Source organism: Gemmiger formicilis (genome assembly GCF_016900095.1).
GTDB lineage: Bacteria > Bacillota > Clostridia > Oscillospirales > Ruminococcaceae > Gemmiger > Gemmiger formicilis_A.
Genome location: NZ_JACJJP010000022.1, coordinates 25081 through 44944, shown reverse-complemented (window position 1 = coordinate 44944; position 19864 = coordinate 25081). Strand labels below are relative to the sequence as shown.

At 63.3% G+C, this 19864-nt stretch carries 19 protein-coding genes; 8 read left to right on the top strand and 11 right to left on the bottom strand.

Features of this window, described 5'->3' with window-relative positions; translation table 11 throughout:
* Nucleotides 1–58 precede the first annotated feature (58 nt).
* The 9 genes from fabZ to acpP all read right to left on the bottom strand — a co-directional run bounded on the left by fabZ (nucleotide 59) and on the right by acpP (nucleotide 7792).
* Complete coding sequence (fabZ, locus tag H6B15_RS10800) at nucleotides 59–529, bottom strand: 3-hydroxyacyl-ACP dehydratase FabZ (protein ID WP_204647992.1); 471 nt, start codon at nucleotides 527–529, stop codon at nucleotides 59–61.
* 3 nt (nucleotides 530–532) lie between these two features.
* On the bottom strand, nucleotides 533–1774 hold the full coding sequence (fabF, locus tag H6B15_RS10795; protein WP_204647991.1) for a beta-ketoacyl-ACP synthase II: 1242 nt from the start codon (nucleotides 1772–1774) through the stop codon (nucleotides 533–535).
* Between the two features lie 285 nt (nucleotides 1775–2059).
* Nucleotides 2060–2812, bottom strand: a complete 753-nt coding sequence (gene fabG, locus H6B15_RS10790; RefSeq protein ID WP_204647990.1) for a 3-oxoacyl-[acyl-carrier-protein] reductase — start codon at nucleotides 2810–2812, stop codon at nucleotides 2060–2062.
* Nucleotides 2809–3753 carry an ACP S-malonyltransferase gene (gene fabD, locus H6B15_RS10785; protein ID WP_204647989.1) on the bottom strand — a complete coding sequence of 315 codons (945 nt, stop codon included), beginning with the start codon at nucleotides 3751–3753 and terminating at the stop codon, nucleotides 2809–2811. The genes fabG and fabD overlap by 4 nt, the downstream gene beginning before the upstream one ends.
* A 17-nt stretch (nucleotides 3754–3770) precedes the next feature.
* Complete coding sequence (locus H6B15_RS10780; protein ID WP_204647988.1) at nucleotides 3771–4709, bottom strand: nitronate monooxygenase; 939 nt, start codon at nucleotides 4707–4709, stop codon at nucleotides 3771–3773.
* Nucleotides 4706–5656 (bottom strand): beta-ketoacyl-ACP synthase III, encoded by a 951-nt coding sequence (locus H6B15_RS10775; RefSeq protein ID WP_204647987.1) that lies wholly within the window; start codon nucleotides 5654–5656, stop codon nucleotides 4706–4708. The genes H6B15_RS10780 and H6B15_RS10775 overlap by 4 nt, the downstream gene beginning before the upstream one ends.
* Nucleotides 5657–5675: 19 nt before the next feature.
* Entirely contained in the window at nucleotides 5676–6638 is a 963-nt protein-coding gene (locus H6B15_RS10770) for an acetyl-CoA carboxylase carboxyltransferase subunit alpha (protein WP_204647986.1), read from the bottom strand.
* Nucleotides 6635–7519, bottom strand: coding sequence for an acetyl-CoA carboxylase, carboxyltransferase subunit beta (accD, locus tag H6B15_RS10765; protein ID WP_204647985.1), 885 nt, complete (start codon nucleotides 7517–7519; stop codon nucleotides 6635–6637). The genes H6B15_RS10770 and accD overlap by 4 nt, the downstream gene beginning before the upstream one ends.
* Nucleotides 7520–7564: 45 nt before the next feature.
* Nucleotides 7565–7792, bottom strand: a complete 228-nt coding sequence (gene acpP / locus H6B15_RS10760) for an acyl carrier protein (protein WP_204647984.1) — start codon at nucleotides 7790–7792, stop codon at nucleotides 7565–7567.
* 346 nt (nucleotides 7793–8138) lie between these two features.
* On the opposite strand from acpP, the gene H6B15_RS10755 reads away from it, so the two are divergent.
* Nucleotides 8139–8906 (top strand): sulfite exporter TauE/SafE family protein, encoded by a 768-nt coding sequence (locus H6B15_RS10755; protein ID WP_204648001.1) that lies wholly within the window; start codon nucleotides 8139–8141, stop codon nucleotides 8904–8906.
* A gap of 36 nt (nucleotides 8907–8942) precedes the next feature.
* A complete protein-coding gene (locus H6B15_RS10750; protein ID WP_204647983.1) occupies nucleotides 8943–10706 on the top strand; it encodes an aryl-sulfate sulfotransferase in 1764 nt (587 codons plus the stop codon).
* Nucleotides 10707–11158: 452 nt separating this feature from the next.
* Here the strand turns inward: H6B15_RS10750 and H6B15_RS10745 are convergent, their stop codons facing one another.
* Nucleotides 11159–11806, bottom strand: a complete 648-nt coding sequence (locus H6B15_RS10745) for an ECF transporter S component (protein ID WP_204647982.1) — start codon at nucleotides 11804–11806, stop codon at nucleotides 11159–11161.
* Nucleotides 11807–11956: 150 nt separating this feature from the next.
* Here H6B15_RS10745 and H6B15_RS10740 point away from each other — a divergent pair, with 150 nt between their 5' ends.
* The 5 genes from H6B15_RS10740 (at nucleotide 11957) to H6B15_RS10720 (ending at nucleotide 18254) form a co-directional block, all read left to right on the top strand.
* On the top strand, nucleotides 11957–13210 hold the full coding sequence (locus tag H6B15_RS10740) for a DNA polymerase Y family protein (RefSeq protein WP_204647981.1): 1254 nt from the start codon (nucleotides 11957–11959) through the stop codon (nucleotides 13208–13210).
* 265 nt (nucleotides 13211–13475) lie between these two features.
* Nucleotides 13476–14147 (top strand): response regulator transcription factor, encoded by a 672-nt coding sequence (locus tag H6B15_RS10735; protein ID WP_345941978.1) that lies wholly within the window; start codon nucleotides 13476–13478, stop codon nucleotides 14145–14147.
* Nucleotides 14144–15295 (top strand): sensor histidine kinase, encoded by a 1152-nt coding sequence (locus tag H6B15_RS10730; RefSeq protein ID WP_204647979.1) that lies wholly within the window; start codon nucleotides 14144–14146, stop codon nucleotides 15293–15295. Before H6B15_RS10735 ends, H6B15_RS10730 begins: the two co-directional genes overlap by 4 nt.
* 56 nt (nucleotides 15296–15351) lie before the next feature.
* Complete coding sequence (locus H6B15_RS10725) at nucleotides 15352–16032, top strand: ABC transporter ATP-binding protein (RefSeq protein ID WP_204647978.1); 681 nt, start codon at nucleotides 15352–15354, stop codon at nucleotides 16030–16032.
* A gap of 5 nt (nucleotides 16033–16037) precedes the next feature.
* Nucleotides 16038–18254, top strand: coding sequence for an ABC transporter permease (locus H6B15_RS10720; RefSeq protein WP_204647977.1), 2217 nt, complete (start codon nucleotides 16038–16040; stop codon nucleotides 18252–18254).
* Between the two features lie 119 nt (nucleotides 18255–18373).
* Here the strand turns inward: H6B15_RS10720 and H6B15_RS10715 are convergent, their stop codons facing one another.
* Nucleotides 18374–19234, bottom strand: a complete 861-nt coding sequence (locus H6B15_RS10715; protein WP_204647976.1) for an aldo/keto reductase — start codon at nucleotides 19232–19234, stop codon at nucleotides 18374–18376.
* Between the two features lie 136 nt (nucleotides 19235–19370).
* On the opposite strand from H6B15_RS10715, the gene H6B15_RS10710 reads away from it, so the two are divergent.
* On the top strand, nucleotides 19371–19775 hold the full coding sequence (locus tag H6B15_RS10710; RefSeq protein WP_204647975.1) for a MerR family transcriptional regulator: 405 nt from the start codon (nucleotides 19371–19373) through the stop codon (nucleotides 19773–19775).
* Nucleotides 19776–19864: the final 89 nt, after the last annotated feature.

Genomic DNA, 19864 nt, shown 5'->3' with positions numbered 1-19864 from the left:
GTGTCCTTACAGGTCAGTATACCATGTTTCGGCGCGATTGAACAGCCCTGCGCAGAATTCAACGGGCGTTCTCCCGGTCGACGATGGCAAAAGTCAGCTCGGCGTTGACGGCCCGCACGCCGTCCACCCAGGCTGTCGCCTTGCCAACGCCCACAGGCCCGTGGCGTTCAATCAGCTCACATTCCAGGGTCAGCACGTCCCCCGGCACCACCTGGCGGCGGAACCGGGCGTTCTTCACCCCGCCGAACAGCGCCAGCTTGCCCTGGGCGCCTTCCTCGCTCAGGGCGGCCACCGCCCCGCACTGGGCCAGGGCTTCCAGAATCAGCACCCCGGGCATCACCGGCTGGCCGGGAAAATGCCCCTGGAAAAAGGGTTCGTTCATGCTCACGCACTTGATGCCCCGGGCCCACTGGCCGGGCTGGTAGTCGGTGATGCGGTCCACCAGGGCGAAGGGATACCGGTGGGGCAGGATTTCCGCGATCTGGGCCGCCGTCAGCACCCGCGGCGGATCATTGGCAACAATGGCCATGGCTCAGCCCTCCCAACGTTTGAAGATGACGGCGGCGTTGTGCCCGCCGAAGCCCAGGCTGTCGCTGAGGGCGTACTCCACCTGTTCCTGCAGGCCGTGGCCCGGCAGATAGTCCAGATCACATTCCGGGTCGGGGACCTTCAGGCCGATGGTGGCGGGCAGATACCCTTCGTGCAGGGCCAGGGCGGTGAAGACGCCCTCCACCCCGCCGGCAGCGCCCAGCAGGTGGCCGGTCATGGACTTGGTGCTGGACACATGCAGCTTGTAGGCGTGTTCCCCGAACACCGCCTTGATGGCGGCGGTCTCGCAGGAATCGTTCAGGTGGGTGCTGGTGCCGTGGGCGTTGATGTAGCCGATGGCCTCGGGGGCCAGGTCGGCGTCCTTCAGGGCCAGGCGCATACAGTCGGCGCCGCCTGCCCCGCCGGGGGCGGGGGCGGTGAAGTGGTAGGCGTCGCAGTTGGCGCCGTAGCCCACCACCTCGGCGTAGATCTTGGCACCCCGGGCCCGGGCGTGTTCCAGCTCTTCCAGGATCAGCATACCGGCGCCTTCGCCGATGACAAAGCCGCCGCGCTCCGCATCAAAGGGGATGGAAGCCCGGGTGGGGTCGTCGGTGGTGTTCAGCGCCTTCATGCTGGTGAAGCCGCCCACCCCCAGCGGGCTGATGCAGCTTTCGGCACCGCCGCAGACGGCCAGGTCCTCGTATCCGTCCCGGATGCGGTGGAAGGCGTCGCCGATGGCGTTGGTGCCGCCGGCGCAGGCGGTGACGGGGCTGGTGCACATGCCCTTGAGACCGAAGCGGATGGCCACCTGGCCCGCCGCCATGTTGGCGATGGACATGGGCACAAAGAAGGGGCTGACCTTGTCAAAACCCTTGGCTTCGCCCTTGGCGTGCTCCTCCTCGATGGTGGGCAGGCCGCCGATGCCGCTGGAAATGATGGTGGCAAACCGGCTGGCGTCGGTGTGTTCCATATCGATGCCGGAATCGGCCATGGCCTCGGCGGCGGCCGCCACCGCAAACTGGGTGAAGCGGGCCATCTTGCGGGCTTCCCGCTTGTCCACGCGGACGGCGGGGTCGAAGTCCTTGACTTCGGCGGCCACCTTGACCTTGCTGTTGGTGGTGTCGTAGTGGGTGATGGGCCCGATGCCGCACACGCCCTGCTTGATGGCGGCCCAACTTTCGGCCACCGTGTTGCCGGTGGGGTTGACCGTGCCCAGGCCGGTGATGACGACTCTGCGTTTTTCCATGGGAAACCTCGCTATCCTTTATATACCAATCTATACAAATTACCTCAGTGCCAAAACGATGGGAACCCGCGGGCCCGCAATTGCCCGCGTTTTTTAATTCGTCAGGGTCGGCGGACATGCGCCGACGGCCCTGACACCGCCAGGGAAATTTTACGCCGAATTGTGTGCGAGCCGCTGCGCGGCGAGTGCGCGGTTCGGCGTAAAATTTTGTCGAGGGGGATTCCAAAGAGGGGGAACAGGCACGGCAGGCAATTGCCGTGCGGGCCTGTGCCCCCTTTTGACATCTTACATCCCCATCCCGCCGTCCACACACAGCACCTGGCCGGTGATGTAGGCGGCGTTTTCGCTTGCCAGGAAGGCCACCGCGTTGGCCACGTCCTCCGGCGCGCCGATGCGTCCCGCCGGGATGGAGGCCACCGCGGCCTGCTTGGCGGCGTCGGTCATGGCGTTGGTCATGTCGGTGCCGATGAAGCCGGGGGCCACCGCGTTTACGGTGACGCCGCGGGCGGCGAACTCCTTGGCCAGGCTCTTGGTCAGGCCGATGAGCCCCGCCTTGCTGGCGGCGTAGTTGGTCTGGCCGGCGTTGCCGTGCAGGCCCACCACGCTGCTGATGTTGACGATGCGGCCGTACCGCTGGCGCATCATCAGCTTGCAGGCGGCCTTGCAGCAGAAGAAAGCCCCTTTCAGGTTGGCGCTGATGACCTTGTCGAAGTCCTCCTCCTGCATGCGCAGGATGAGCTTGTCGGCGGTGACGCCGGCGTTGTTCACCAGCACGTCCAGACGGCCGAAGGTCCTGGCGGCGGTGTCCACCAGGGTCTGGCAGGCGGCGGGGTCGGTGACGTCCGCCTGCAGGGCCACGGCCTGCACGCCCAGGGCGCGGCAGTCTTCGGCGGTCTGTTCGGCGGCGGCCGCACTGGCGGCGTAGTTCACCGCCACGTCATAGCCCTGGGCGGCCAGGGCCAGGCAGACGGCCCGGCCGATTCCCCGCCCGCCCCCGGTGACCAGGGCGGCGCGGCGGATGGTTTCTGCTTCGCTCATGCCTGGGCCTCCTTGAGGGCGGCGACGGCGGCGGTGAAGTCGTCCATCGTCTCGATGTTCAGGCAGTTGATGGCGCTGCCCACGGTCTTTTTCACAAACCCGGAGATGGTCTTGCCCGGGCCCACCTCCACCACGGTGTCCACGCCCAGCTCGGCCAGACGGCGGATGGTGTCCTCCAGGTAGACGCTGCTCTGCACCTGCTTTTCCAGCAGGGCGGGAATGGTGTCCCCTTCGCCCATCTCACGGCCCAGGCAGTTGAAGAGCACCGGCAGTTCCATGGGCTTGAAGTCGATGGTCTGGAACTTTTCGGCCAGGGCATCCCCCGCCGGGTGCATCAGGCTGGTGTGGAAGGGCCCGCTGACCTTGAGGGGGATGCAGCGCTTGGCCCCCGCCGCCAGAGCCAGCTCGGCGGCCTTGTCCACGGCGGCCTTCTCGCCGCCGATGACCAGCTGGCCGGGGCAGTTGTAGTTGCAGATCTGCACCACGCCCAAAGACGCAGCCTCGTCGCAGCAGCGCTGCAGGGCTTCCCGATCCAGCTTGAGGACGGCGGTCATGCCGCAGTCCAGGCCCTCGGAGGCCTTGGCCATGGCCTTGCCGCGGAAGGCCACCAGCTCCACCGCGGTTTTGGCGTCAAAGACGCCCGCACATTCCAGGGCGGAGTATTCGCCCAGGGAAAGGCCCGCGGCGTACTCGGGGCGGATGCCCTCAGCGGCCAGCATGGCGGTGACGCCCACGGCGAAGGCCACCATGCAGGGCTGGGTGTACCGGGTCTGGTTGATGACCCCCTCGGGGTCGGTGAAGCAGGTGGTTTTCAGGTCAAAGTCCAGGCCTTCGGCGGCCTGGTCAAAGACCTTCTTGAACACCGGGGAGGCCTCGTACAGGTCGGCGCCCATCCCGGCGTGCTGGCTGCCCTGACCGGCGTACAGGAATGCAAGTTTCATGGTGCAATCTCCTTTTTTCACAGCTGGATGGCGGACACCTCACCCAGACGGGTGCGGCAGTCGGTCATCAGGTCGTCCAGAATGGCGGCCACCGGGCGCACTTCCTTGAGCATACCTGCCACCTGGCCGGCCATCAGGCTGCCGGTGTCGGTGTCGCCCTCAAAGACGGCCCGGCGCAGGCTGCCCAGGGTGTACTTTTCCAGTTCCATCTTGTCGGCACCCGCCTTTTCCTGGCGGACATACTCCCGGCTCATCCGGTTTTTCAGCACCCGGACGGGGGTGCCGCCGATGCGGCCGGTGACGATGGTGTCGCTGTCCTTGGCCTTGAGCAGGGCGGCCTTGTAGTTGGGGTGGATGGGGCATTCCTCGCTGACCAGCAGGCAGGTGCCGATCTGGGCGCCGCAGGCCCCCAGGGCGAAGGCGGCGGCCAGCTGACGGCCATCCGCAATGCCGCCGGCGGCGATGACCGGCACATCCACCGCGTCCACCACCTGGGGCACCAGGGCCATGGTGGTCATCTCGCCCACATGGCCGCCGCTCTCGGTGCCTTCGGCGATAAGGGCGTCGGCGCCGCACTTGACCAGGTGTTTGGCCAGCACCGCGGCGGCCACCACCGGAATCACGGTGATGCCGGCGGCTTTCCAGCTTTCCATGTACTTGCCGGGGTTGCCGGCACCGGTGGTGACGAACCGGACGCCCTCCTCCACCACGATCTTGGCGAACTCGTCCGCCTGGGGATGCATGAGCATGATGTTCACGCCGAAGGGCTTGTCGGTGAGCTGTTTGGCCTTGCGGATGTTGTCCCGCAGGCTGTCGGCGTTCATGCCGCCGGAGCCGATGAGGCCCAGCGCGCCCGCGTTGGAGCAGGCGGCGGCGAATTCGCCGGTGGCAATGTTGGCCATGCCGCCCTGAATCAGGGGGTATTTGGTGCCCAGAATCTCGTTCAGCAGTTTCATACAGCCCTTCCTTTCACCGTGATGAGCATACCGCCCCAGGTCAGCCCGCCGCCGAACCCGATGCAGGCAATGTGCATGCCAGGGGTCAGGCGGCCTTGTTCGGCCAGTTCGTTCAGCGCCACCGGAATGCTGGCGGCGCTGGTGTTGCCGTGGCGGTCCATGTTTTTGTAGAATTTGGCGGGGTCGGCCCCCAGTTTCTTGACGCAGTGGTCGATGATGCGGCTGTTGGCCTGGTGGCAGACCACCCAGTCCAGGTCGTCCAGGGTCTTGTGGGTGGCGTCCAGCACCGCGTGCAGGGTGCGGGGCAAAGCCTCCACCGCAAAGCGGAAGACCGCCCGGCCGTCCATGCCGATAGGCCCGGCGATGGGGGTGGTGATGGCCATATCTCCCCTTGCGCCCAGGTCGATGGCAAAATCGGGGTCATCGGCCAAGGCGAAGACCGCCGCCCCCGCCCCGTCCCCGAACAGGACGCAGGTGCTGCGGTCGGTCATGTCCATCAGGCGGGACAGCTGTTCGCACCCGATAACCAGAGCGTACCGCCGGGGGTCCCCCGGCCGGGTGACCAGCAGGCCCCGGGCCACCGCCGCGGCGTAGATGAAGCCGGAGCAGGCGGCGTTCACGTCCAGCACCGGAATGTCCTGGGGCAGGCCCAGTTCCTTCTGGACCAGGCAGGCGGTGCTGGGGGTGGCGTAGGTGGCCGAAAGGGTACCGCAGACGCAGCAGCCGATCTGTTCCGGGGCCAGGCCGCTGCGTTCCAGGGCCTGGCGGGCGGCGGCCACGGCCAGGGTGGTGCCGGTTTCGCCCTCGGCGCAGAAATGCCGCTGGCGGATGCCGGTGCGGGTGGTGATCCATTCGTCGCTGGTGTCCACCAGCTTGCTCAAATCCTCGTTGGTCACCAGCCGGCCGGGCAGCGCCCCGCCGGTGGCAATCAGCTGCAAACCTTCCATACTTTCCCTCGTATCTATGTCACAAACCGATCTGACGGTACTTTTTGTAGCGCTGTTCGGCCAGGGCCTTGCCACTGAGCTTGCACAGCTGGGTCAGGTGGCGTTCCAGCGCCGCGTCCAGGGCGGTGAACAGGGCCTTGTGGTCCCGCTGGGCGCCGCCCAACGGTTCGGGGATGACCTCCTCCACAATGCCGTCCTGCTGCAGGTCATGGGCGGTGAGCTTCATGATCTCGCAGGCTTCCCCGCTGCGGGAGGAATCCTTCCACAGGATGCTGGCAAAGCCTTCGGGGCTCAAGACCGAGTAGACGGCGTTTTCCAGCATGAGGATGTGGTTGGCCACGCCCAGGCCCAACGCGCCGCCGCTGCTGCCCTCGCCGGTGACCACCGAGATCACCGGCACGGTCAGCCCGCTCATCTCGGCCAGGTTGCGGGCGATGGCCTCGCCCTGGCCCCGCTCCTCGGCCTCCTTGCCCGGGTAGGCGCCCGGGGTGTCGATGAAGGTGATGATGGGACGGCCGAACTTTTCCGCCTGTTTCATCAGGCGCAGGGCCTTGCGGTAGCCTTCGGGGCCGGGCATACCGAAGTTGAAACGGAGATTTTCCTCGGTGTTGGAGCCCTTGCGGTGGCCGATGACGGTGACCGGCAGCCCCTTGTACCGGGCAATGCCCCCCAGGATGCTGGGGTCTTCCCGGCACTGGCGGTCGCCCCGCTGCTCAAAGAAATCGGTGAACAGCACGTTGATGTACTCGTCGATGCGGGGGCGGCCCTGATGCCGGGCCAGGAACACCCGGTCGGCGGCGGTCAGGTCGGTGCATTGGTTCAGCAGTTCGGTGCGGCGGGCCTCCATGACCTCCAGGTCGGGGGTGTCGGCGCCGTCGTTGCCCAGCAGGGCGTCGGCGGGGTCGTCGGTGGCGCCCGCCTCCCGGGCGGCGTTGATGGCCGCGTCCAGGTCTTCGACCTCTTTCAGAATATCCTTGATCATGCGCCGTGCTTCCTTCCTTGGGTGTGAAGTTTGAGGATGCGGGTCAGGGTGGCTTTCATCTCGCTGCGGGGCACCACCTGGTCCACAAAGCCGTGGTCCAGCAGGTATTCCGCCCGCTGGAAACCCTGGGGCAGCTTCTGGCCGATGGTCTGCTCGATGACACGGGGCCCCGCAAACCCGATGAGGGCGCCGGGCTCGGCCAGGGTGATGTCCCCCAGGCTGGCAAAGCTGGCGGTGACGCCGCCGGTGGTGGGATGGGTCAGGTAGCTGATGTACAGCCCGCCCTTGGCCTGGAACCGCTGGATGGCGGCGCTGGTCTTGGCCATCTGCATCAGGCTGAAGATGCCTTCCTGCATACGGGCGCCGCCGCTGGCGGAAAAGATGATCAGGGGCAGTTCCTTCTTGGCGGCGTACTCCACCGCGCGGGTGATCTTTTCGCCCACGGCGGTGCCCATGCTGCCCATGAAGAAGCGGCTGTCCAGCACGGCGGCCACCACCGGCACACCGCCCACCTTGCCGGTAGCGGTGACGGCGGCGTCGGCCAGGCCGGTCTTGGCCCGCTGGGCTTCCAGCTTTTCGTCATAACCGGGGAAATCCAGGACGTTCTTGCTTTCCAGTTCGCCGTCCAGCTCCCGGAAGGAGCCGTGGTCCAGCACCATGCTCAGGCGGTAATAGCCGCCGATGGGCTGGTGATGGCCGCAGTTGGGGCAGACATACAGGGTGCTGGCCCAGGTCTGGCGGGTGGCGCGTCGCTCGCACTTTTTGCAGGTGAAGTAATGAGGCGGCTGCCAGCGGGGGGTGTCCAGCCCGGCATCACGCCGTGCCTTGAGCTGGAACATGCGCTCCCGGCTGCCGACGGCAAAAATCTTGCCAACGTCCATGGATGTTCCTCCTGTTATCGTTCGGGTGTTGTGGTTGGGGCGCGATCAGGCGTTCTGGGTCAGGTAGTTGTAGATGTCGCCCACCGTCTTCATGTTGGGCAGCTCCTCGTCGGGGATGGCGGTGCCGAAGGCTTCCTCAATGGCCATGTTCAGCTCCACAGCGTCCAGGCTGTCGGCCTGCAGGTCGTCGGCCAGGCTGGCCTCCATGGTGACCTTCTCTTCGTCAGCGTTCAGGGTGTCCACAATCACGTTCTTCAGTTCGTCAAAAGTCATGGGGATGCTCTCCTTATCTTGTTTCAGTTTTTGGTTGGGTCCTGCCCGGGCGGATTCGCCTGGTTTTTTACCTAAATTTATTTAGCTAAAAAGGACGATTGTAATTATACACCCCGGGGCGGATTTGTCAAGAATTTTATCTTAATTTATTGAGGTATTTTCTTTTTTCCCGGTTTTTTCACCCAAATCCTGTCTATTTCACCCAATATTCAGGTTTTTTTCGCAATTCGGGGCCTAGGATTTCCCCCGTAGGTATGGTAATATGAAAGGGCGAAGTCCGCGGCCGGCGGACTGTGAAGGAGAAGGCGGCCGCGGTGGAAACAAAGGAGTTTTACATTTGAACGCACTGTGGTTTGAAATTCTGATCTGTTTTCTGGCGGGGGCCGGGGCAGGCATCGGCACCGGGTTTGCGGGTATGAGCGCCGCCACCGTCATCAGCCCCATGCTCATCACCTTTCTGGGGGTGCCGGCCTACGACGCCATCGGCATTGCCCTGGCCAGCGACGTGCTGGCCAGCGCGGTGAGCGCGCGCACCTACGCCAAGACCGGGGCCATCGACCTGAAAAACGGTTTTGTGATGATGTGCGGGGTGCTGTGCATGACCCTGGTGGGCAGCTGGCTTTCCACCTTTGTGCCGGACGGCACCCTGGGCAACTTTTCGGTGGTGATGACCCTGTTGCTGGGGCTCAAGTTCCTGTTTTTGCCGGTGACCTCCACCCAGCGCACCATGCAGGGGGGCAGCCAGGTCGTCCGGATCCTCAAGGGGGCCGCGGGCGGCGCCGTCATCGGGCTGATCTGCGGGTTCTTCGGCGCCGGGGGCGGCATGATGATGCTGCTGGTGCTGACCGTGGTGCTGGGCTATGAGCTGAAGACCGCCGTGGGCACCAGCGTGTTCATCATGACCTTTTCGGCCCTGACGGGGGCGGTGAGCCACTTTACCCTGGGTGCCCCACCCCGGCCGGACCTGCTGGTTCTGTGCGTGCTCTTCACCCTGCTCTGGGCGCAGATCGCGGCGCGCATTGCCACCCGGGCCAGCACCCTGACCCTCAACCGCCTGACCGGCATGATCCTGACCGTGCTGGGCATTGTGTTGGTCTGCATCACCTATTTATAAGGCAAAAGCCATTTATCAAAAGTGAGGGACAAGATCATGGATCTGAAAAAGCGCAAGAAACTGATCGTTGGCGTCATCCTCGGGGTGGTCGTGCTGGTTGTGGCCGTACCGCTCATTGTGCTGGGGGTGTCCAAGGCGTTCACCGCCCAGGAAAGCGTGGTCCGCACCGACTGGGAGTTCGAGACCGGAGACACCATCGGGGAGAATTCCCAGCTGGAGGTCACCTACGCCGAGGCGGAGCTGGGGGACGGGCTGCGGGCGGTGCAGCTGATTCCCGACGATATTGAGGAGGAAGGGTTCACCTTCTACGACACGGCGGTGCAGCAGCGGCTGGCCGGGGCCCTGGACAGCCTGAAAAACGGCGGCATGAACTGGACCGCCACCACCCCCCTGGCGGTGCTGAACCCCTTCGGCACGGCGGGCAACGAGCTGTATCTGTATTTCCAGACCGACGTGGCCACCAAGGTGAGCTACACCATCCATGTGGAGGATGAGGACATCCCGGATTTTTCCGCCTATGCGGCGGACGCTTCGGGGCAGGAGTACACCCGCACCCATGAATTCCAGATCATCGGTCTGGTGCCCGGGGAGACCAACCACGTCACCATGACCATCTCGGGCAGCTGGGGCAACGCCCGGCAGATCGTGAACTTCACGGTGGATATGCCCGAAACCCGCTCCGGCTACGCCACCAAGCTGGAGGTGACCGACGGCAGCTCCGAGACGGCCCAGGCCGGCGGCCTGTTTGCCATGATGCGGGTGAACGGGTATCTGGGCTACGGCTTTTTCTACGACAACGACGGCATCCTGCGGTACGAGATGGTGCTGGAAGGCTTTGGCCTGGACCGGATGCTGTTTGACGGCAACGAGATCATCACCTGTGTGTCCTCCTCCAAGCTGGCCCGCATCAACGGGCTGGGGCAGGTGACCCAGGTGTACGACCTGGACGGGTACGAGCTGCACCACGACATCGGCTTCGGCGCCGACGGGGAGGTGCTGGCCCTGGCGGAAGTGGCGGAGGGTGAGACGGTGGAAGACCGGGTGCTGTCCATCGACCTGGAAAGCGGCGAGGTCACCGAGCTGCTGGACTTCACCCAGGTGATGGCGGGCTACTTTGCCATGACCCGCCCCGTCACCCCCACCGACGACTTCTTCTGGCAGGCGGGGGAATGGGACTGGATCCATCTGAACAGCCTGCAGTACATGGCGGAGGACGACAGCCTGATTGTCTCCTCCCGGGAAACCTCCACCATCATCAAGGTGGCCAACATCCACAGTGACCCCACGGTGGACTGGCTGGCCGGGGACAGCCGGTTCTGGACCGACACCCCCTATGCGGACCTCTGCCTGACCCAGGTGGGCGACTTTGTGCCCCAGTACGGCCAGCACTGCGTGGAACTGCTGGACCAGGAGAGCGACGGGGTGTACACCCTGGTGATCTACAACAACAACTACTGGTCGCTGAACACCCGGGACGACTTTGAGCTGGACGTGGCCGACAGCGTGGGCACCGACCTGTACGGCGACGGCAGCGAGACCAGCCAGGTGTACGTTTACCGCATTGACGAGAACGCCCGCACCTTCGAACTGGCGGACAGCTTTGATGTGCCCTATTCCAGCATCGTGTCCGACGGCGTGCACTGCGACAATTCCCAGAACTGGGTGGTGAACAGCGGCGTCTCCATGGTGTTCGGAGAGTACGACCCCGACGGGGTGCTCATCCGGGAATACAAGTACGAGTGCACCATGCAGAACTACCGCACCTTCAAGTACGACATGACCGGATTCTGGTTCGGCTGATCCCGAATCCCCACAAACACGCAAAGCAAAGAGCCTCCCTTGCGGGAGGCTCTTTTTGGGATTGATAAGAAACTTTTCCGGCAGTGTATTTCAAATCCATTCCTTGCTCACCGGCCCCAGCCGGTGAGTAGGCCGTCGTAAGGTGGCCGCATCTTGGGTTGGGCAAGGTTTCTGCCTCGTACCATTGGCCGCTTTGTGCGGCCGACCTATTTCGGAAACAACGCTGCGCGTTGCTTTTTTGCATGGCGCAAAGCGCCATCGGGCGGCATAGCCGCCCGGGCAAAAAACGCCCTGGTCGGCGTCCACCGCATCGAAACGGTGGGACTTTTCGCTTCCTTTTGGTCACAAAAGGAAGGACTTCCCGGTAGACTACTGTCTGCCAAAAAGAAAATACTGGTAAAACAAAACCACCCCGGAAAACCCTTTCCGGGGTGGGACATCTCATCCTTGTATCACTTGAATACCCGGCGCAGCGCCACGGTGACGGCGGTGGAGATCACACCGCTGGTGACGGCCTCAATCAGGCCCTGCACCCCCACCATGACCACGGCCACGGCCAGCGGGGCAGGAATGCCGGAAGCGGCCAGCATCTGCTGCACCTGCTGGTTGCTCAGCATGTTCTGGATCTGGTCCAGCTGGTAGAAGAAGCCCAGCAGGCAGCTCATGAAAAACAGGGTGTTGAGCAGCGGCGCGCTCAGGGCGCCCACCACGCAGGCGGCCTTGTCGTGGGTCTTGAACAGCCGGGCGGCCCCTTTGTACAGCAGGCCGCAGCACAGGCCGCAGGCCACCCGGGCCACCACGCAGGTGATGAAGCAGAATACCGGGTTGTACTGGAAGGCGAAGGCCGTCAGGCCGCCGGTGCCGTTCACGGCGTTCATGAAGCTGGTCAGGCCGAAGATCAGGCCCAGCCAGGCGCCGCCCACCGGGCCCACCAGCATGGCGCCGATGGCCACCGGCACGGTGAGCAGGCTCATGGTCAGGGGGCCCACCCGCAGGTAGCCCAGGGGGGTGTAGGCCATGACCAGAATCACCGCCGTCAGCAGTGCCAGCTGGGTCAGGGTCCGTGTGGTGGAACTCATGCGATTCACGGGATTGTTCATATTCAATTTTCCTCCTGCTGCCGTCCTTTCTGCAAGGTACAGCGCATATTTGCGGCATCCGCCGCACACACAGTATACGCCGCTCTGCCCCCGATTGCAAGGCCCTTTGCGCCGTGTTATACTGAAAAAAACACCAAAGGGGGCCGCAGAATGGAAAAAACCTGGTTTCATGTGGACGTAAACTCGGCGTTTCTGTCCTGGTCGGCCCTGAAAGCCCTGCGCCAGGGCGCCGAGCTGGACCTGCGCACCGTGCCGTCCGCCGTGGGCGGGGACGAGGAAAAGCGCCACGGGGTGGTGCTGGCCAAGAGCGGTCCGGCGAAAAAATTCGGCATCCATACCGGGGAATCCCTCTTTTCCGCCCGGCGCAAATGCCCGGAGCTCATCGTGGTGCCCCCGGACTTTGATTTCTATGTGCAGAACTCCAAAGCCATGATTGCCATTCTCAACCAGTATTCCCCGGTGGTGGAGCAATACAGCATCGACGAAGCTTTTGTGGAGATGACCGGCACCGAGCGGCTCTTCGGCCTGCCCATCGAGACCGCCCACCAGCTGCGGCGGCGGATCAAACAGGAGCTGGGGTTCACGGTGAACATCGGGGTGGCCCCCAACCGGCTGCTGGCCAAGATGGCCTCCGACTTTGAGAAGCCGGACAAGGTCCACCGCCTGGAAGCGGAGGATGTGCCCCGCAAGCTGTGGCCCCTGCCGGTGGGCGAGCTTTTCGGGGTGGGGCCCAGCGCCGCGCGGCGGATGGGGGAGCTGGGCATCACCACCATCGGGCAGCTGGCCAACACCGACCGGGAACTTCTGGTGGGGGTGTTCGGCGCCCGGGGGGATACCTTCTGGAACTATGCCAACGGGCGGGAAAGCGACCCGGTGACCAAGCAGCACAGCAAAGACAACTCCTACGGCAGCAGCGTCACCCTGCCCGCCGACCTGAACAGCCCCGCCGAGGCGGACACCACCCTGCTGGCCCTCTGCGAGGCGGTGGGGCAGCGGCTGCGGCTGGACGGCCGGTGCGCCCGGGTGGTGACGGTGCAGGTGGTGGACAACGCCTTCCGGCGCAAGAGCCACCAGGTCACTCTGGACGGCCCCACCGACTCCACCGACACCCTGTACCGCACCGCCAAGGAACTGCTGCGCCAGATGTGGCCCGCCCGCCCCGTGCGGCTGGTGGGGGTGAAGGCGGAACGCACCGGCACACAGGGGTATGAGCAGCTGGACATGTTCTCCAACCCCGCCAAGAGCGAAAAGCAGGAGAAGCTGGACCGCACCGCCGACGCCCTGCGGGCACGGTTCGGGGACGGAGCGGTCATGCGGGCCAAACTGCTGCACCCAGACGACAAAACCGCCCGCCCCGGCGCCCTGGGCGCCGCCAAAGCCCGGGACAAGCGCAAGGTAAAGTGATGTTTTCCCCGCGCAGAGATACAAAAAAAGCCCTGCTTTCCCGCAGGGCTTTTTTTGGTGCGCCATTCCCATCCAAAAACCAACCAAGGATTTCTTTGTCCCGGATGGTGGGGATGGCATCCCCCTCTGGTTTTTCCTTTTGCGCACATTTTTAATTCGTGCAGATAGTTTTGGAATATTTTCATGTGGTACGCAGAAATTTTGTTTGCTCCCCATGGCAAAACCCGCTATACTGGAACCAAAATCCATCCGAGGAGGGGCACCCGTGAAGATTCTGCTTGTGGAAGATGACACCGCCATCGCCGGGGCGCTTACAGCCTTTCTGATCCAAAAAGGCTGCCGGGTCACCGTCTGCCCCACCCTCTCGGGGGCTCGGGACCGGCTGGTGACCGACTTGCCCGATGTGGCCGTGCTGGACTGGAACCTGCCCGATGGGGCCGGCGCGGACCTTTGCCGGGAGCTGCGGCAGCGCTGGCCCCGGCTGCCCCTTCTGATGCTGACGGTGCGGGACGACACCCGGGATATCCTGGCGGGGTTCGCCTGCGGCGCCGACGATTATGTGACCAAACCCTTTGACCGGGAGGTGCTTTACGCCCGGCTGCTGGCCCTGGGGCGGCGCAGCCGTCCCGACGAGGATGCGGGGCTTTCCTGCGGCGGCATCCGGCTGGATCCGGCCCGGCAGACGGTCACCTGCCGGGGAGAGCCGGTGGCCCTTGCGCCGCTGGAATACCAGCTTCTTCACCTGCTGATGGAAAACAAGGGCCGCACCGTCACCCGGCAGCAGCTGCTGGACGCCCTGTGGGACAAAAACGGTCACTTTGTCAATGACAACACCCTCACCGTGACCATGAAGCGGCTGCGGGAAAAACTGGGCCGTCCCGCCTGCCTGAAAACGGTGCGCAGCTTCGGCTACCGATTGGAGGAATCCCAACCATGAAACCTTCTTTTGTGCGCCGGGTGGCGGTTCCGGCGGTCTGTCTGCTGGCGGTGGCGGTGGTGACGGGACTGCTGGCCTTCTGGTCCGCTGCCCGGCAGCTGGCTTTGCTGGACGGTTTCTGCACAGCCCTGGTGGCCCGCGCCCCCGAAACCGCCGATGCCGTCTACGCCCTGGTGAAGGATGGAACCTTTGGCGGACAGGCTTCCCCGGGTGTGCTGGCGGCGCTGGGGTACCGCCCCCGGGATTTTGCCGCCGGGACCGGGTGGCTGTTCGCCGTGGCCGGGGCGGCGCTGGGTTTGGGGCTCGCCCTGTTGGGCGGGGGATTTTTCCTTTCCCGCCGGGCCGCCCACCGGCAGCGGCAGCAGCTGATCCGCCTGCTGGAAGCCGCCCGCACCGGCCAGCCCCTGCCGCTGCTCACCGGGGACGGCATGGCCGAGGGCAGCCACGCCCGTCTGGCCGATGAGATCCAGAAAACCGTCACCGAGCTGGCCCTCACCCGGCAGGAGGCGGTGAGGGCCCGGGACCGGTTTGCCCAGAACCTTGCCAACATCGCCCACCAGCTGAAAACCCCCCTCACCGCCCTGTCCCTGGCGGCCCAGAGCGCCGGGGCGGATTCCATGGCCGCCCCACTGGCCCGGCTCACCGGGCTGGAGGAATCCCTGCTGTTGCTGGCCCGGCTGGACACCGGAGCCCTGCCTTTGCACCCCGAGTCCTGCGATCTCTACACCCTGCTGATGATGGCGGCGGACAACCTGCAAAATTTGGCCTCCTCCGCCGGGGTGACGCTGGACATCCCGGAGCTGGACCCCATCCCGGTCACCTGCGACCCCGACTGGACGATGGAAGCCCTTCTGAACCTGATGAAAAACTGTGTGGAGCACGCCCCTGCGGGCAGCGCGGTCCGCTGCCGCTGCCGCCGCAACGCCCTCTACACCGAGGTGGTGCTGCAGGATGCGGGGGCCGGTTTCTCCCCGGCCGATCTGGACCATCTGTTTGAGCGATTTTACCGCGGAGAGCACCCAGGCCCCCACAGCACCGGGCTGGGGCTGGCCATTGCCAAAGAACTGCTGGAACGGCAGAACGCCCTGGTCCATGCGGAGAATGCCCCCGACGGCGGCGGCCGGTTTGTGGTGCGGTTTTACGGGTGACTGTCACCGGAATGTCACCTTGCGGTGGTAGAATGGACGCCAAAGGAGGACATTTCATGGAACTGCTGCGTTGTACCGATCTGAAAAAAGTGTACGGCAAGGGGGACACCGCCGTCTGTGCCCTGGACGGCATCGACCTGACGGTGGAACGGGGGACCTTCGTGGCCGTGGTGGGGGCTTCCGGCTCGGGCAAATCCACCCTGCTGCATCTGCTGGCCGGGGTGGACAGGCCCACCGCCGGGCAGGTCCTCATGGACGGGGTGGAGGTGGGTTCGCTGGACCCTACTAAGGCCGCCCTCTTCCGCCGCCGCAAGGTGGGGCTGATCTACCAGTTTTTCAACCTCATTCCCACCCTGTCGGTGGAGAAAAACATCGCCCTGCCCCTGCTGCTGGACAAGCGGAAGCCTGACCCAGATTTCCTGGCTTCGCTGCTCCGGACGCTGGGTCTGGAGGAAAAACGCCAGGCCCTGCCGGTCCAGCTTTCCGGCGGGCAGCAGCAGCGGGTGGCCATCGCCCGGGCACTCTGCTACCGCCCGGCCCTGCTGCTGGCCGACGAGCCCACCGGCAACCTGGACCGGAAAAACAGCGCTGAGATCCTCGACCTGCTCCGGCTCTTTCACAAGAATCTCGGCCAGACCATCCTGCTGGTGACCCACGACGAAGCCCTGGCAGCCCAGGCGGACCGGGTCATCACCCTCAGCGACGGGCGGATCGTCAGCGACCGCCCACGGGGGTGAGGACCATGTGGAAGAGTTTTTCCCGGGACGATCTGGCCCATACCCCCGCCGCCGTCCGGACGATGGCCTTGTCGGCGCTGGCGGCTTCCTTTTTTCTGGCGCTGCTCTGCGGCCTGTTTTACAACGCCTGGGCCTACGAGGTGGACCGCGTTCTGCGGGAGGAAGGCAGCTGGCAGGCCCGGCTGACCCTGACCGACGATGGACAGGCGGAAACGCTGGAACAGTTTGCCCAGGTGGATACCATCACCCCCGACGAGGGGCTGTCCGGGCCGGACGCCCTGGTGGTGAAGCTGACCTTCCGGGACAAAACCGCTGTGTATGACACGCTGGGCCTCATCCGGGACCGGCTGGGGCTGGACAACGACCAGATCCAGACCCACGACACCCTTTTGTCCCTCTATGGGGTCACCGACCCCGACCACCCGGCCCTGCTGCTGCCCTTCCTGACCGGGGTGCTGGCGCTGCTGGTGGCGGCGCTGGTGCTTTTGCTGCGCAACGCCTTTGAGATCACCATGCAGGCCCGGCTCCACCGGCTGGGCATTCTGGCCAGCGTGGGGGCCACGCCCCGCCAGCTGCGCCTTTGTCTGCTGCAGGAGGCCGCTGCCGTCTCCCTGCTGCCGCTGGCTCTGGGCACTTTGCTGGGCTTTGCCGCCTGCTGGGGGGTATTGGCGACGGTCAATCAGGTGGCCGCCGGTCTGCCCGACCGACAACCGGCGGTCTTTACCCTGCATCCGGCGGTGGCCGCTGCGGCGCTGCTGGCGGCGCTGGTCACCGTCCTGCTTTCGGCCTGGCTGCCCGCCCGCCGGCTCTGCCGTATCCCTCCGCTGGAAGCGATGCGGGGCACCCTTCCACCCCAGGCGAGAGGAACGGGCAAACGCTCCCTCACCACCCGCCTGCTGGCGCGGTGCTTCGGCATCCGGGGAGAACTGGCCGGCAGTGCCCTGCAGGCCCAGAAAAAATCCCTGCGCATCGCCAACCTGTCCCTGCTGCTCTCCTTCCTGGGCTTCACCGCCATCCTCTGCTTTTTCACTTTGTCGGGCATCAGCACCGACATGACCTACTTTGCGCGGTACCAGGACGCCTGGGACGTGATGGCCACCCTGCCGGATACCCGGCTTTCCGACTTTTCCCTCACCGGGGAGCTGGCCGCTCTGCCCGGCGTGGAGGACTGCCTGGTCTACGAAAAAGAGCAGGCCGCCGTCCTGCTGCCCGCCGAAGCCCAGAGTGATGCCTTGCGGGAGCTGGGCGGGCTGGGCGCACTGGCCGGGGAGGAAGCCACCGCCACCCAGGACAGCTGGCTGGTGAAGGCACCCCTGGTGATTCTGGACGATGCCGGTTTTCTCCGCTTCTGTGCGGAAGTGGGCATTGCCCCTTCGCTGGACGGGGCGGTGCTGCTCAACCGGGTGTGGGACAGCCAGCACAGCAATTTCCGCAACCGGCAGTACCTGCCCTTTGTGCAGCCCGACACCACCGCCCTCACCCTGGCGGAGGGGGACGGCCCCGCGCTGGGGGAATTGCCCCTGCTGGGCCTGACCGATACCCCGCCCAACCTGCGGGAAGAATATGACCAGTATACCCTCGTCCTGTTCTGGCCCCAGAGCCTGTGGGAGCGCTGGACGCAGGAACATTCCCTGCCCACACCGGCGCATGATCCGGAGGTGCTGGTACGCCTGCTGGGGCGGGAGGGCATCTCCCAGGGGGAATGCGAAACGCTGCAGGAGGAAGTCGCCGCCCTGCTGGAGGGGGCCGGGTATGCCTGTACCGTGGAAAACCGGCTGACCGAACGCGCCGACAACGACCGGATGATCCAGGGAGCCCTGGCCATTCTGGGGGCCTTCTGCCTGCTGGTGGCGGCCATTGGGCTGGCCAATGTCTTTCTCAACACCTTGGGCTTTGTGGAACAGCGCCGCCGGGCCTTTGCCCGGTATCTCTCCCTGGGGATGACACCCCGGGAGCTGCGCGGTCTCTTCTGGATGGAAGGGGCGGTGCTGGCCCTGCGCCCGCTGGTCATCACCCTGCCCCTCACAGCCGGCATGGTGGCCCTGATGCTCCGGGCCAGCTACCTGGACCCGGCCCTGTTTCTGGCCGAAGCGCCGGTGTTGCCCGTTGCCCTTTTCGCGCTGGGCATCCTTTTCTTTGTGGCGCTGGCCTATGCCCTGGGTGCCCACCGGGTCCTTTCTGCCGACCTGACCGGGCTGCTCAAGGATGACAGTCTGCTATAAATACAGCAACAGGCCCGCTGATCAATGGGAGATTCACGCGGACTGGAGCTGTTTGTCCGCAACTAGCGTACCTCACTCCTCTCAACCGTTGGATGGCCCGGCTGAAATTACTGTGCCGGTTATTGTTTTTTCTTTCTTTCCTCCACCATCTTAACAAACCATTCAACCATAGCGGGGTCACTGTGAGAGAAGAAAGAACTTTGCTTTTTATCCAGAGCAGAGATCCGATTCATATCTTCCGGTTCCAATACGAAGTCAAAAACCTGCAGATTTTCCTCCATCCGAGCCTTATGAGTGGATTTGGGGATGACCACAACACCTCGCTGAATATGCCAGCGTAAAATGATCTGTGCGGTCGTTTTGTTGTACTTCTCGGCAAGTTGAGCCAGTACAGGATTTTCAAATAAGCCTCCGCGCCCTTCTCCGAAAGGGGCCCAGGCCTCCATCTGAATCCCGTACTTGTCCATCCACTTTTTTGCTTCTGTTTGTTGATGAAATGGATGGGTCTCCACCTGATTGACCATAGGTTTGATACGACTGAAAGAGGCGATATCTACCAGCCGGTCCGGATAAAAATTGGAAACACCGATAGCACGCAATTTTCCTTCGCCATAGAGATCTTCCAACGCCCGGTATGCCCCGTAATAATCCGAAAACGGTTGATGAAGCAGAACTAGATCTAGATATTCGGTTTGCAATTTCCGCATGGATTCCAGAACCGCTTTTTTTGCTTCCTCATACCCATAATGTTCAATCCAGACCTTTGTTGTCAGGAAAATATCTTTTCTGGGCACACCGGATTTGACAATGGCATTACCGACCTGTTCCTCGTTGAAATAGCTTTGTGCTGTGTCGATGGATCGATACCCCACAGCCAGGGCATCCAGTACGCAACGTTCACATTCTTCTTTGGATACCTGATAGACGCCATATCCTACAATCGGCATTTTCACGCCATTATAGAAAGTAACCTGTTCCATTTTTACTGCCTCCGTTCTCTCTGAGGAAAGAATTGTTGTTATGGATGTTTTGTGGTACCATACCAAGTGTAGCACCCGGTTGTAGCTACCGGTCAATAGCTTTTTTGAAAAATTTCGAAAGGTTGAGGTTCTTTCTATGCAGTACAGCATGAAACAGACTTGTCAGAAAGTAGGGATGACCTATGAGGCATTGAAATTTTATTGCAATCAGGGATTGGTTCCCCATGTAAAACGTGACAAAAACAATTACAGGATTTTTGACGAACGCGATATTGAATGGATTAAAGGCTTGATCTGCTTAAAACGTTGCGGAATGAGCCTGGAGGGCATGAAGCGTTATCTAGCGCTTTGCCTACAAGGCAAATCCAGTATTCCCGAACGAAAAGAAATCCTGCAAAAGCAGCGGGAAGTTCTCCTGAAGAAAATGGCGGACTTGCAAGAGGATATCGCCTACATCGATAGGAAGCAGCACTATTATGACGATGTTCTAACAGGAAAGACCAGATACATCAGCAATTTGATTGATATTGATGAAAAATAAAGAGTTGGATTTTCTCTTGCTATCTGGAACAGTTAGTAGTGGTGCGTCTTTAATGAAATTTTCCCAAAGCCCCAGAACTTTATCACCTG

What these genes read in the sequence shown, in the direction of transcription:
- fabZ (WP_204647992.1), bottom strand. Translation starts at nt 529, where the DNA reads ATGGCCATTGTTGCCAATGATCCGCCGCGGGTGCTGACGGCGGCCCAG.
- H6B15_RS10750 (WP_204647983.1), top strand. Translation starts at nt 8,943, where the DNA reads ATGGATCTGAAAAAGCGCAAGAAACTGATCGTTGGCGTCATCCTCGGG.
- H6B15_RS10780 (WP_204647988.1), bottom strand. Translation starts at nt 4,709, where the DNA reads ATGAAACTGCTGAACGAGATTCTGGGCACCAAATACCCCCTGATTCAG.
- H6B15_RS10770 (WP_204647986.1), bottom strand. Translation starts at nt 6,638, where the DNA reads ATGATCAAGGATATTCTGAAAGAGGTCGAAGACCTGGACGCGGCCATC.
- H6B15_RS10775 (WP_204647987.1), bottom strand. Translation starts at nt 5,656, where the DNA reads ATGGAAGGTTTGCAGCTGATTGCCACCGGCGGGGCGCTGCCCGGCCGG.
- H6B15_RS10715 (WP_204647976.1), bottom strand. Translation starts at nt 19,234, where the DNA reads ATGGAACAGGTTACTTTCTATAATGGCGTGAAAATGCCGATTGTAGGA.
- H6B15_RS10725 (WP_204647978.1), top strand. Translation starts at nt 15,352, where the DNA reads ATGGAACTGCTGCGTTGTACCGATCTGAAAAAAGTGTACGGCAAGGGG.
- fabF (WP_204647991.1), bottom strand. Translation starts at nt 1,774, where the DNA reads ATGGAAAAACGCAGAGTCGTCATCACCGGCCTGGGCACGGTCAACCCC.
- accD (WP_204647985.1), bottom strand. Translation starts at nt 7,519, where the DNA reads ATGGACGTTGGCAAGATTTTTGCCGTCGGCAGCCGGGAGCGCATGTTC.
- H6B15_RS10720 (WP_204647977.1), top strand. Translation starts at nt 16,038, where the DNA reads ATGTGGAAGAGTTTTTCCCGGGACGATCTGGCCCATACCCCCGCCGCC.
- H6B15_RS10740 (WP_204647981.1), top strand. Translation starts at nt 11,957, where the DNA reads ATGGAAAAAACCTGGTTTCATGTGGACGTAAACTCGGCGTTTCTGTCC.
- H6B15_RS10745 (WP_204647982.1), bottom strand. Translation starts at nt 11,806, where the DNA reads ATGAACAATCCCGTGAATCGCATGAGTTCCACCACACGGACCCTGACC.
- H6B15_RS10710 (WP_204647975.1), top strand. Translation starts at nt 19,371, where the DNA reads ATGCAGTACAGCATGAAACAGACTTGTCAGAAAGTAGGGATGACCTAT.
- H6B15_RS10730 (WP_204647979.1), top strand. Translation starts at nt 14,144, where the DNA reads ATGAAACCTTCTTTTGTGCGCCGGGTGGCGGTTCCGGCGGTCTGTCTG.
- fabG (WP_204647990.1), bottom strand. Translation starts at nt 2,812, where the DNA reads ATGAGCGAAGCAGAAACCATCCGCCGCGCCGCCCTGGTCACCGGGGGC.
- fabD (WP_204647989.1), bottom strand. Translation starts at nt 3,753, where the DNA reads ATGAAACTTGCATTCCTGTACGCCGGTCAGGGCAGCCAGCACGCCGGG.
- acpP (WP_204647984.1), bottom strand. Translation starts at nt 7,792, where the DNA reads ATGACTTTTGACGAACTGAAGAACGTGATTGTGGACACCCTGAACGCT.